The sequence below is a fragment of the Pseudomonas sp. Fl5BN2 genome (assembly GCF_009908205.1).
Classification (GTDB): Bacteria; Pseudomonadota; Gammaproteobacteria; order Pseudomonadales; family Pseudomonadaceae; genus Aquipseudomonas.
In genome coordinates, this window is the sequence record NZ_JAAARL010000038.1 from 25,780 (window position 1) to 36,753 (window position 10,974).

Consider the following 10,974-nt stretch of genomic DNA (forward strand, 5'->3'; position numbering starts at 1 on the left):
AGTTGGGGCATCAGTCCTGCACGGTGAAGTCCGTTACCACTACGCCGCCCTTGGGTGACGGAGTGGCAAGAACCTCAGCCGATGCATCCAGCCTCACTGCAACTTGAGTTTTCTCCCCGCCATCAAAATTGCACCAATACTCAAACAGGCTGCCAGCATCAGATAAAAACTGGGTGCCAGTTGCGAGCCGGTGAGGGCGATCAATCCGGTGGCGATCACCGGGGCGAAACCGCCGAAAATCGTCACCCCCAGGTTGTAGCTCAAGGACATGCCGGTGACCCGGGTGCGCACCGGGAAGATGTCCGCCATCAGCGACGGCAGCGGGGCGAAGTACACCGCCTTGATCAGCGCCATCATCGCGACCACCAGCAGCAGGGAGCTGGCGCTCGGACGGCTGTTGAGCCAGAAGAACGCCGGCAGGATCGCCACGGCGTAGACCACGGCCGCTGCCAGCATGATTTTCAGGCGCCCGACATGGCCGGACAGGTAGCCGACGATGGGCGTGACTATGGTCAGGATCAGGCCGCCGGTGAGGGTCGCCAGAAAGCCCGAGGACTGGGAAATGTTCAGGCTGGTGGCAGCATACGACGGCATGTACTGGATCATGTAGTTCGAGGCGGTGGACACCACCAGGGTGCCCATGGCGATCAGCAGCAGGGTCTTCTGGGTCACCAGCACTTCGCGCAAGGGGCGTTCCCCCGGTTCGCTGGCCTTGAAGTCCGGCGATTCGTCGACGGTGCGGCGGATGTACAGGCCCACCGGGCCCAGCAGTAGGCCGAAGAAGAACGGCACGCGCCAGCCCCAGTCAAGCATCTGCTGGGGATCGAGGTGCTTGGTCAGGAAGTAGCCGAAGGTCGAGGCGATGACCACGCCAAAACCCTGGCTGGCGAATTGCAGGCTGGCGACAAAGTGCCGGGTGCGCGGCGGCGCGTGTTCCAGCATGAAGGCGGTGGAGGTGCCGAACTCGCCACCGGCGGAGAAGCCCTGCAGCAGCCGCGCCAGGAGAATGCCGATGGGCGCGGCGATACCCAGGGTGGCGTAGCTGGGCATGATGGCGATCAGCAGCGTGCCCGCCAGCATGATCAGGATCGACAGGGTCAGGGCTTTCTTGCGCCCCCGGCGGTCGGCGTAGGAACCCAGTACCGCCGCGCCCAGGGGGCGGATCAGGAACGAGATGCCGAAGGTGGCAAAGGCCAGCAGCAGGGAGAAGGTCGGGTCGGCGGTGGGAAAGAACACCTGGCTGATGGTCAGCGCGAAGTAGGCGTAGATCGACAGGTCGAACCACTCCAGGGTGTTGCCGATCAGGGCGGCGCCTATGGGTTTGTACAGGGCTTTGGGTTCGACCCGGATCGCGGTCGAGGTGGCGGCTAATTCTGTCATACAGGACGCTCCTGCTTATTGTTGGATTTTGAGCGACAGGTGCCCGACGTGAGCCGGGCGGGGCAGCGACGGCCTCAGGCCCGGGGCAGGTCCCCCAGGTCCCAGAACAAGGCCGTCATGATCTCCAGGCCCTGGCGAATCACCGGCAGCAGCAGGTGTTCGTCCGGGGCGTGCTGCGAGCAGCCGGGGTAGGAGTGGGGAATCCACAGGGTCGGCAGTCCCAGTACCTCGGCAAAGATGTCGTTGGGCAGGGTGCCCGCCAGGTTCGGCAACAGGGCCAGGCGCTGGGGGCTGCTGTTGGCGATGGAGGTCTTGGCGAACCTGACCCAGGGGTTGTCCGGGTCCAGGCGAGTGGCTGGGGAGCAGCGCTCCATGACGATCTCGACCTGGCTGAAGCCTTCGCGGTCCAGGTGCGCCCGCAGCAGGCTTTCCAGCTGTTGCCAGGGGGTGCCGAGGACAAAGCGCAATTGGCAGAAAGCCACGGCCCGGGGCGGAATGGCATTCACCGGTTTTTGTGGGTTGCCGGTGCTGAAGGCGAGGATTTCCAGGGTGTTCCAGGCGAACAGGCGCTCGCCCAGGGTCAGCCCCGGTTCGCCCCAGTCTTCGTCCAGGGGCCGGCCCAGGGAGTCGCGATCAATCTCCAGGTCGGCGATGGCGGCGCGCACATTCTCGGGAATGCTCGCCGGCACCAGTTCGCGGCAGCGGATGCGCCCGTTGCGGTCCACCAGGCTGGCCAGGGCGTTGGCCAGCACCACGCCGGGGTTGCTCATGACCCCGCCCCAGTTGCCCGAGTGCAGGCCCTTGTCCCGGGTGTTGAGCTCCAGGCGGAACTGCGCCGAGCCCCGGGAGCCGAGGAACAGCGTCGGCCGGGCCTGATTCAGGCGCGGGCCGTCGGAGGCGATGAACACATCGGCCCGCAGCCGTTCGCGGTGTTCCTGGCACAGCTGGCGCAGCCCCGGGGAGCCGGCTTCCTCGCCCATCTCGAACAGCAGCTTGAGGTTGAAGCCCAGGCGCCCGTCGCGGGCCTTGAGCACCTGCTCCAGGGCCGCCAGGTTGATGCTGTGCTGGCCCTTGTTGTCGGCGGTGCCACGGCCGTACCAGCGTTCGCCTTCCACGGTCAGTTGCCAGGGGTCGAGGCCCGCGCGCCACTGCTCGGCATGGCCGGGTACCACGTCGCCATGGCCGTAGCTGAGCACCGTGTGCAGCGCCGGGTCTTCCAGGCGCGTGGCAATCAGGAACGGGCCGCCGGTTTCGGGGTTGGCCAGCATCTGGCAGTCGAAGCCCAGGCGTTGCAGCAGCGGCTGGATCTCTTCCAGCAGGTAGCGCGGCAACTCGCTGGCGTGGGCGGGGTCCTGGCTGTCGCTGCGAAACGCCACCCGGCGCCGCAGGTCCTGTTCAAAGTGGCCGTCGTCCAGGTACTGGCGCACGCCAGTGAGGGCAGCTTGCTTGGTCATTGCGACTCCGGTCGGGCAAGGGGAACAGGCCCATGGTGGAGTGGGTCAAGGCATCTGTATATTGCTGTTTTTTGAAGGCATGATTCTAAAAATTGGATGCCTTGCAAGGGGACGCAGATGGACTATCGGTATTTTCTGGCGGTGATCGATGCCGGCTCCCTGGCGTCGGCGGGGGAGCGTTTGCATATCGCCCCCAGTGCGGTAAGCCGGCAGATCGCCCTGCTGGAAGAGAGCGTCGGGGTGGCGCTGTTCGAGCGGCGCCCGCGGGGCATGCAACTCACCGCCGCCGGCGAAGCCCTGGCTGAACACGCCCGGCGTACCTGGCTGGAGCAGGAAAACATCCTCGCCGAACTGCGCGGCGAGGGCTATCCGGGGGCCAAGGTCATTCGGCTGGTGTCCACCGAGGGGCTGTCGCGGTATTTCCTGCCGCGGGTGCTGCTGGAGCATTACCGCCTGCGGCCCGGGGCCGAGTACCGCCTGGAGGTGATCTCGCCCCATGAGTGTGTGCAGCGTATTCGCCGGGGCGAGGCGGATGTGGGGCTGACCTTCAGCACTGAGCCGGTGGAGGGGGTGAATGTGTGTTACTCGATCCGCTCGCCGATTCGCGCCCTGATGCGCGCCGGGCATCCGTTGGCCAGCGCCGGGCTGCTGTCATTGGCGCAGGTGCAGGGGTATCCGGTGGCGTTGACGCCCAAGGGCACCACCCAGCGGCAGTTGCTGGACCTGGTGTGCCAGATGGATGGCTTGAGCTTTGATCAGGTGATGACCTGCAACTTCTCCGGGGCTCTGCATGAGTTTGTCCGGCAGTCGGATACGGTGGCGTTTGCCAGTGCCATCAGCGGCGAGGGGCAGGGCATGGATGGACTGGTGTCGGTGCCGTTGTCCAACCCGCGCTTGGGCGATCGGGATATCCAGGTGCTGACCATGCCCAAGCGGGTGCTGCCGCAGAGCCTGGAATTTTTTATCCAGACCTTGATCGCCGGGTTGCAGCGGGAGGGCTGAGGGGGCTTGCCGGGTTACCCACGGATCAATGCCTGCATTCGGCCATCGTGGTTAACGGGGCCTTGGAGATCAAAAGCCAAAGCCAGAGCAAACGGCGGCCTTGCGGCCGGCCTGATTCTTCTTTGTAGGAGCTGGCTTGCCAGCGAAGGCGTCGGCTGGATCAATGCATGGCTTGCGGGCCTCTTCGCCGGCAAGCCGGCTCCTACGGACGTGGGTAAAACCCGTGGGGTGTTTGATCTTCCTGCCTCTTGCCGTCACTTTTTCAGCGCTTTGCCCTGGCTGGGAATGTGCAGGTACGACATCACGCTTTCCGTCAGTTCGGTGGCCAGTTTCACCGCTTTTTCATTGCGCGCCATCACTCCGGCGACCAGGCCTTCGATCAAGGCCAGCACGGCGATGTTGGAACTGGTCAGCACCGGGTGATCGCAAGGCGCAAACAGCGTGTGCTCGGCAATCGCGGTGAGCGGCGAGGCGGGGGAGTCGGTAATCGCCAGCACCGTTGCCCCGCGCTCATTGGCGAAGCGTGCCAGTTGCAGGGTGTCGAGGGAGTAGCGCGGCAGGGAGATCGCCAGCAACACATCCTGAGCGGTGATCGCGGCCAGCCGGTACGCGGCATTTTCATTGCCACCTTCCATGCTGATGGCCGTGGCTTCGGCGCAGAAGGGCATCAGGGTCGCGGCGGCGAGCCCGGCCAGGTAGACGCTGTTGCCGAACCCCAGGATGTAGACCTTGCGGGCCGTGGTCAGGCGGGTGATGAAGGCATCAAAACTGTCGGCGTGGTTGTTGCTCGCGGCGGTGGCCAGGTTGCTGCTGGCGCTCTGCAATTGCTCGTGCAGGCCGAAGGCGCCGCCCGGGCGCTGGGCCAGTTCGTTGCGCAGCTTGTCCACCGGCGACACCATCTGCTGCAAGGTGGCCACCAGTTCGGCCTTCATGCCGCTGTAGCCCCCCAGGTCCAGGGCTTTGGCCAGGCGGTTGACGGCGGCGGGCGAGGTCAATGTTGCGTGAGCCATCTCCTCGATGGTCAGCGTCGCGGCCTTGAGCGGGTGACGCAGGATGAAGTCCGCCACCTTGCGCAGTGACGGCGGCAGATCGGCAACGATTTCCGTGAGTTTGCGCATGACCGGCGCGGCGTAGACGGTGGTGTCTTTGGATGGGCTTGGCATATCCGGCTCAACAGTGGCTGAAGGTGAGAGAAGGGCTGTGCCTGGTGCCCTGACGAGATCGGCTGGAGTGTATCCGAGGCCGACCACGTCAGGGTTGCGTTGAGCGGTGGCGCAGCGATCTTATTTCAAACTTCCCGCAAGAAACTGCTGGAGGCGTTCGGACTGCGGATTGGCCAGCACTTCGCGAGGGGCGCCGCGCTCTTCGACCAGGCCCTGGTGGAGGAACACCAGTTGGTTGGACACCTCTCGGGCAAAGCCCATTTCGTGGGTCACCACCACCATGGTGCGGCCTTCCTGCGCCAGGTCCTGCATGACCTTCAGCACTTCACCCACCAGTTCGGGGTCGAGCGCCGAGGTCGGCTCGTCAAACAGCATCACCTGCGGCTCCATCGCCAGGGCGCGGGCAATCGCCACGCGCTGCTGTTCGCCACCGGACATGTGCCCCGGCCAGGCGCTCATGCGCTGTGCCACCCCGACTTTTTCCAGGTAGTGCTCGGCCCGCTCCCGTGCCTCTTGCTTGGTCAGGCCGAGCACCTGCACCGGGGCTTCCATGACGTTTTCCAGGGCGCTCATGTGCGACCAGAGGTTGAAGTGTTGAAACACCATCGACAGCTGCGAACGCATGCGTTGCAACTGCTTGGGCTCGGCGGCCTTCAGCCCGCCCTGCCGGTTGGCCACCAGCTTCAGCGCTTCGCCATTGAGCAAGATGCTGCCCGCATTGGGTTGCTCCAGCAGGTTGATGCACCGCAGGAAGGTACTCTTGCCCGAGCCGCTGGAGCCGATCAGGCTGATCACGTCACCGGCCTGTGCCTGCAGGGATACGCCCTTGAGCACCTGGTGCGTGCCGTAGCTTTTGTGCAGGTCCTGAACTTCAAGTTTGTACATGCTGTGAACTCTCTGGAATCAGTCGCTGAGCAAGCGACCCTGGCGAATGGGGGTAGCACCTGCCACCTTGGCTAACCACAATCCGGGCTGGGCAAAGCGCAGCCGTTCGCGGGCATAGAGAATGCCGTCGACGCTGGCGCGGACCAGGCTGTGGCGGTCGGTTACAGGGTCGATGACTTCGAACAGCGGGTCACCGATCTTGACCTCTGCGCCCAGCGGTTGCAGAAAGCTCACCACCCCCGGATGCGGCGCACAGGCGTACTGCGCGCCGGCAAAGGGCAGTGCCTGGCAATGGCTCGGCGGCGCCGCGGGCCAGTCGCCGCTGATCAGGCCTTGCTCGGCGAGGTAGCCGAGAATGGCTTCGGCGCTGTCGATGCATTGCTCGCGCTCGGTGTCTGCCATGCCGCGCAGTTCGATGGTGGTGGCCGCACACGCCAGGGGAATGTTGGCTTCGGGAAAGCGCTCCGCCAGGCGCAGCCAGGCAATCGCACAGGCTTCGTCGAAGGCACTGCCGCCGGCATCTTCGGCCAGCAACGTGACCCCGGCGCCGAGGCGCGCAGCCAGTGACTGCAGGCGCGGCCAGTGTTGCGGCATGGCGTACAGCAACATGATCGATTCGAAATCGCAGTGCAGGTCCAGCACCAGATCGGCGTTGCACGCATGCTGCAGCAGCAGGCGGCGCAGGCCGTCGAGTTCCGAGGCGGGGGCCGGCATGGCCGCGAGGGTCTCGGCCATGGCGCGGCGGATCAGCGCGACATTGGCCTCGGCGTCGGAGCCCAATTGCCCTTGCAGTTCTGCTGCAACCGGCTCGAACAGTTCCGGGAAGTCGCGATTGAAGTTCTTGCCGCTGGAGAACTCGAAGCGCCCCTGGTGGGTGGCCTGGAACATCTGGGCGATGCCGATCGGATTGGCCATCGGCACCAACTCGATCACCCCGGTCAGGCGGCCTTGTGTTTCCAGCTCCAGAAGCCGGCGCTTGAGTTCGACGGCGACGCGCATTCCCGGCAGCTCGTCGGCATGCAACGACGCCTGGATATAGGCTTTGCGGGTGCCGCTGCCAAAACGAAACAGCGTCAGCGTGCGTTCGGTGCCCGAGGCACTCCACGGCAATCGGTATTGAATGTGCTCCATGGCAGCTCCTTAGTGCTTGCGCGGTGCCAGGTACGCCAGCCAGCGGCGCTCGGCCAGCTTGAACAGACGCACCAGAATGAAAGTCAGGACCAGGTAGATGAGACCGGCGGTGATGAACGCCTCGAACGGCAGGTAGAACCGCGAGCTGACCGTGCGCGCCGCCCCGGTGATGTCGACCAGGGTGACGATGGAAGCCAGGCTGGTGGTTTGCAGCATCATCAGCACTTCGTTGCTGTACTGCGGCAATGCCCGGCGCAACGCCGACGGCAGGAGAATGCGCCGGTACAGGGTCAGGCGTGACATGCCCATGGCCTTGGCAGCTTCGATCTCGCCCGGGGGCGTGGATTTCAAACTGCCGGCCAGCAGCTCGGCGCTATAGGCGCTGGTGTTGATCGCGAAGGCCAGGCAGGCGCAAAAGGTCGCGCTGGACAGGTAAGGCCAGAACAGGCTTTGACGCACGGCTTCGAATTGCGCCAGGCCGTAGTAGATCAGGAACAATTGCACCAGCATCGGCGTGCCGCGAATCACGTAGGTATAGAGCCAGGCCGGCGCGTTGATCAGCGGCGAACGCGACACCCGCATCAGCGCCAGTGGCAATGCCAGCACCAAGCCCAGGGCCAGGGAAATAAGCAGGACCTTGAGGGTCACCAGGGCGCCGTTGAGGTACAGCGGCAGGTTTTCCCAGATCAGTTGGTAGTCGAGAATCATCGATCGTTCCCCCTCACAGTTCGGCGGCTTTGATGCCGACCGAGTAGTGTTTTTCCAGACAGCGCAGCACCAGCAACGACAGGCTGGTGAGCATCAGATACAGCGCCGCCACCGCGAGGAAAAAGGTAAAGGGCTGGTGGGTGGCATCCGCTGCGTTCTTGGCCTTGAACATCATGTCCTGCAAGCCGATCACCGAGATCAGCGCTGTGGACTTGGTCAGTACCAGCCAATTGTTGGTGAACCCGGGAATGGCGAAACGCACCATCTGCGGCACCAGAATCCGCCAGAACACCTGCGCACCGCTCATGCCATAGGCCAGCCCGGCCTCGGCCTGGCCCTTGGGAATGGCCATGAAGGCACCGCGAAAGGTCTCCGAGAGGTAGGCGCCAAAAATGAAGCCCATGGTGCAGACCCCGGCGATAAAGGGGTTGATGTCGATGTAGCGGGCGTAGCCGAGCGCCAGGGCCAGGCGGTTCACCAGATCCTGGCCGCCATAGAAAATCAGCAGGATCAGCACCAGGTCGGGAATCCCGCGAATCAGGGTGGTGTAGCTTTCCCCGAGCAGCGCCAGCCATTTCATGGGTGACAGGCGCAAGGCCGCGCCGATCAGGCCCAGGGCAATCGCCAGGGACATGGACGTCAGGGCCAGGTTGATGGTCAGCCAGGCGCCATCGAGAATGCTCGATCCGTAGCCTTGGAGCATGATGAAGTTCCTCAAGCGAGCGCCGCGAGGCGCGCAACACAAGCCCCGGGAGACGCCTGCAATAGGCCGGCGCCGGGGCTCAGGGACAGGCTTACTCGCCGTAGATATCGAACGCGAAGTACTTGGCCATCACGCGCTGGTATTTGCCATTGGCGCGAATGGCGTCAATCGCTGCATTCAGCCGCGCGACGTTGGCGCTGTCGCCTTTGCGCACGGCGATCCCGGCGCCCCGGCCAAAGTATTTCGGGTCGTTGATGTCCGGCCCGGTGAGGGCGAAACCCTGGCCTGCGGCGGTCTTGATGAAGCTCTCGTTGGTGTTGACGATATCCGCCAGGGTGGCGTCCAGGCGGCCTGAGGCCAGATCGAGGAAGGCTTCGTTCTGTGAGCCGTAGCGCACCACGAGCACGCCAGCGGGCTCCAGTTGCTCGGTGGCAAAACGATCGTAGGTCGAGGCGCGTTGCACGCCGACTTTCTTGCCCTTGAGGTCCACCAACGGGTCATTGATCAGGTTGCCGGCCTTCATCGCGAACTTGCCCGGCGTGTGGTAGTACTTTTTGCTGAAGTCCACGGACTTCATCCGGTCTTCGGTGATCGACATCGACGACAGCACGGCATCGATCTTGCGCACCTTGAGCGACGGGATCATGCCGTCGAACTCCTGGATGACCCACTCGCACTTGACCTTCATTTCTTCGCACAAGGCGTTGCCGATGTCGTAATCGAAGCCGCTGACATTGCCCTCGGGGGTCTTGAAGGAGAAGGGCGGGTAGGCGGCTTCGATACCGATGCGCAGGCTGTCTTCGTCGGCATGGGCCAGCAAGCTGGACGCGCAGAGCAGCAGAGCACCTAGAAGTTCGGTCTTGTTCATATTGTTGACTCCTTGCAGGGCATTGGGGGAAACGGGTGCCCGCCATCCGGGGTGGCGCGGTGGATCAGTCCCGTGATCGGCGAGGCTATAAATGACACAATAAAAATCTATCTGCAACAGTATTGAAAAAAATCATATCAGTCTGGGTCGTGAGAAATGGTCCAGAGTCCGGTCGCTGCGGGCATTGAGTCCGAGATCGTGTGGGGCGTGCGGAGGCCTTTATCGGCCGGTTTTTTCCAGCGCCGCATCCGCCAGACAAGATGGCCGGCGCTTGAGGGTGTGCTTGTGCAAGCAGCGATCGATCTGCCGAAGCACCTGGCCTGGCAAGGTCACGTCGACCTTCTTGGTTCTACCCAGGCAAGGCGCAATTGGAAGTCGGGGTTGACGTGGTGCGTACGGGTGGGCCTGGGTGTTGTGCGCCGGACGCTGGTAAAAACTCCGGCGCAGAGGTGTCTGGGCTGTTTTATTTGTACGAATACTTCAGATAAATATCGGTGTCCTGACTGCCCCTGGCTTTTCCATTGAGGATGTACTTAGCCATCGAGCTGATGTCGTCAAGGTCAAAGCCGTGAAGGGTTCTGCCCAGCAAAAAAGATACGGTGTAATCTTCCCAGCCAGTTCCAAGTCGGCGGGCAATATCGACAGCATCGTGGATAAATGCCCAGGTCTCTTGTTCGCTCAGATAACCCGCCCAATAACACCATCTGGCCAATGACACCGCTCTCATGGTGTCCCAGGCAAAAGTGGACCGGGTGCGTTCTACTGTCGCCAGTGATATTCCCAGTTCTTTTGCAATGCTTTTCTGCACGGCTTTAATCTCTGGATTAAGCGCACTTTCAATGTATTGATCGATGTCTTTGCTCTTGGAGAGCTTGATCAGTTCACCCAGTGTTTCTTTCGCAGTATCGGGGCTATCGATTTCCCATTCGTGTTTGAGTCCTGCGATGTATTTGTTCAAGTCATCTTCTGGGAAGATGCTGAGAATTTTTTCAAATCGATTACTGAACAGGATTCCGCCAAACGCCAAGGCGTTTTTTTGTTTTTCATCGAGCGAAGTGCCGGAGTGACGAGATTTGAATTCGGTGAGTTGAGCTATTTTTTTGCGCTTCATGAAGATGAGAAGTATGGCCAGGTAAACAGCAAAGGCACATCCAACTAAGATGACTGTATTCATTGTGAAAATTCTATAAGAGTGGTGGTGCTGATGGTGCGGCACGTATGTTTGGTTATACGTGCCTATCGGGTTACTTGCTGGCTGGCATCTTGCTCATGGCTTGTTTCATCATGTCAGATGCTTGCTTGCATGCCGGCTCTTGAACCGTGCTCGGCATTTCTTTCATTTGTTTTTTTGTTAGCTCGTATTGCGATTTCATTGATTCGCCTTGAGGGTTGGCCGCTACGAATTCATCAATTTGCTGGAAGTATTCGGTGCACGAGGGGCCGAGGTCGGCGGCCATGGTGGCGCTGGATAAGGCGAGTGCGGAAATTGATGCGAATGTTGCGAGAGCTTTTTTCATGATTTATTTCTCCGTGATGTGTTTTTAGTTGCGCGCATAACCTGAGGGCGGGGAGGGATTTTAGATATGAGAAGAGTCTTAATCGGTTTGCGGGCTTTTCCGAGTTTGTTTCCTGTCTCTTATAAACATCTCCGAGCCCACGAGACACTCGCTAATCTCGTAT

Annotated in this window: 11 protein-coding genes; 1 reads left to right on the forward strand and 10 read right to left on the reverse strand. The window is 62.0% G+C overall.

Features of this window, described 5'->3' with window-relative positions; all coding sequences use genetic code 11:
- Window positions 1-93: 93 nt before the first annotated feature.
- Together GV819_RS31545 and GV819_RS31550 are read right to left on the reverse strand one after the other, a co-directional pair.
- The gene (locus GV819_RS31545) at window positions 94-1,380 is read right to left on the reverse strand and encodes an MFS transporter (RefSeq protein ID WP_161759941.1); all 1,287 of its coding nucleotides are present in this window, start codon (window positions 1,378-1,380) and stop codon (window positions 94-96) included.
- Between the two features lie 74 nt (window positions 1,381-1,454).
- On the reverse strand, window positions 1,455-2,834 hold the full coding sequence (locus GV819_RS31550) for a M20 family metallopeptidase (protein WP_161759942.1): 1,380 nt from the start codon (window positions 2,832-2,834) through the stop codon (window positions 1,455-1,457).
- Window positions 2,835-2,951: 117 nt separating this feature from the next.
- Between GV819_RS31550 and GV819_RS31555 the strand changes: the two genes are divergently transcribed.
- A complete protein-coding gene (locus GV819_RS31555; RefSeq protein WP_161759943.1) occupies window positions 2,952-3,836 on the forward strand; it encodes a LysR family transcriptional regulator in 885 nt (294 codons plus the stop codon).
- A 254-nt stretch (window positions 3,837-4,090) separates the two neighbouring features.
- Here the strand turns inward: GV819_RS31555 and GV819_RS31560 are convergent, their stop codons facing one another.
- The 8 genes from GV819_RS31560 to GV819_RS31595 form a co-directional block, all read right to left on the reverse strand.
- Window positions 4,091-4,999 carry a MurR/RpiR family transcriptional regulator gene (locus GV819_RS31560; RefSeq protein ID WP_161759944.1) on the reverse strand — a complete coding sequence of 303 codons (909 nt, stop codon included), beginning with the start codon at window positions 4,997-4,999 and terminating at the stop codon, window positions 4,091-4,093.
- A 120-nt stretch (window positions 5,000-5,119) separates the two neighbouring features.
- Window positions 5,120-5,884: an ABC transporter ATP-binding protein gene (locus tag GV819_RS31565; RefSeq protein ID WP_161759945.1), complete on the reverse strand. Its 765-nt coding sequence runs from the start codon at window positions 5,882-5,884 to the stop codon at window positions 5,120-5,122.
- Window positions 5,885-5,902: 18 nt separating this feature from the next.
- The gene (locus GV819_RS31570) at window positions 5,903-7,015 is read right to left on the reverse strand and encodes a succinylglutamate desuccinylase/aspartoacylase family protein (RefSeq protein WP_161759946.1); all 1,113 of its coding nucleotides are present in this window, start codon (window positions 7,013-7,015) and stop codon (window positions 5,903-5,905) included.
- A 9-nt stretch (window positions 7,016-7,024) separates the two neighbouring features.
- Window positions 7,025-7,723 (reverse strand): ABC transporter permease, encoded by a 699-nt coding sequence (locus GV819_RS31575; RefSeq protein ID WP_161759947.1) that lies wholly within the window; start codon window positions 7,721-7,723, stop codon window positions 7,025-7,027.
- A gap of 13 nt (window positions 7,724-7,736) precedes the next feature.
- Window positions 7,737-8,426, reverse strand: coding sequence for an ABC transporter permease (locus GV819_RS31580; protein WP_161759948.1), 690 nt, complete (start codon window positions 8,424-8,426; stop codon window positions 7,737-7,739).
- Between the two features lie 91 nt (window positions 8,427-8,517).
- Window positions 8,518-9,294 carry an ABC transporter substrate-binding protein gene (locus tag GV819_RS31585; RefSeq protein ID WP_161759949.1) on the reverse strand — a complete coding sequence of 259 codons (777 nt, stop codon included), beginning with the start codon at window positions 9,292-9,294 and terminating at the stop codon, window positions 8,518-8,520.
- Window positions 9,295-9,757: 463 nt separating this feature from the next.
- Window positions 9,758-10,468: a DUF1266 domain-containing protein gene (locus tag GV819_RS31590; RefSeq protein ID WP_178126150.1), complete on the reverse strand. Its 711-nt coding sequence runs from the start codon at window positions 10,466-10,468 to the stop codon at window positions 9,758-9,760.
- 70 nt (window positions 10,469-10,538) lie between these two features.
- Complete coding sequence (locus GV819_RS31595; RefSeq protein WP_256667695.1) at window positions 10,539-10,811, reverse strand: DUF5339 family protein; 273 nt, start codon at window positions 10,809-10,811, stop codon at window positions 10,539-10,541.
- Between the last annotated feature and the right edge of the window lie 163 nt (window positions 10,812-10,974).

Coding starts and splice junctions, on each gene's coding strand:
- GV819_RS31545 (WP_161759941.1), bottom strand. CDS start 1,380: ATGACAGAATTAGCCGCCACCTCGACCGCGATCCGGGTCGAACCCAAA.
- GV819_RS31550 (WP_161759942.1), bottom strand. CDS start 2,834: ATGACCAAGCAAGCTGCCCTCACTGGCGTGCGCCAGTACCTGGACGAC.
- GV819_RS31555 (WP_161759943.1), top strand. CDS start 2,952: ATGGACTATCGGTATTTTCTGGCGGTGATCGATGCCGGCTCCCTGGCG.
- GV819_RS31560 (WP_161759944.1), bottom strand. CDS start 4,999: ATGCCAAGCCCATCCAAAGACACCACCGTCTACGCCGCGCCGGTCATG.
- GV819_RS31565 (WP_161759945.1), bottom strand. CDS start 5,884: ATGTACAAACTTGAAGTTCAGGACCTGCACAAAAGCTACGGCACGCAC.
- GV819_RS31570 (WP_161759946.1), bottom strand. CDS start 7,015: ATGGAGCACATTCAATACCGATTGCCGTGGAGTGCCTCGGGCACCGAA.
- GV819_RS31575 (WP_161759947.1), bottom strand. CDS start 7,723: ATGATTCTCGACTACCAACTGATCTGGGAAAACCTGCCGCTGTACCTC.
- GV819_RS31580 (WP_161759948.1), bottom strand. CDS start 8,426: ATGCTCCAAGGCTACGGATCGAGCATTCTCGATGGCGCCTGGCTGACC.
- GV819_RS31585 (WP_161759949.1), bottom strand. CDS start 9,294: ATGAACAAGACCGAACTTCTAGGTGCTCTGCTGCTCTGCGCGTCCAGC.
- GV819_RS31590 (WP_178126150.1), bottom strand. CDS start 10,468: ATGAATACAGTCATCTTAGTTGGATGTGCCTTTGCTGTTTACCTGGCC.
- GV819_RS31595 (WP_256667695.1), bottom strand. CDS start 10,811: ATGAAAAAAGCTCTCGCAACATTCGCATCAATTTCCGCACTCGCCTTA.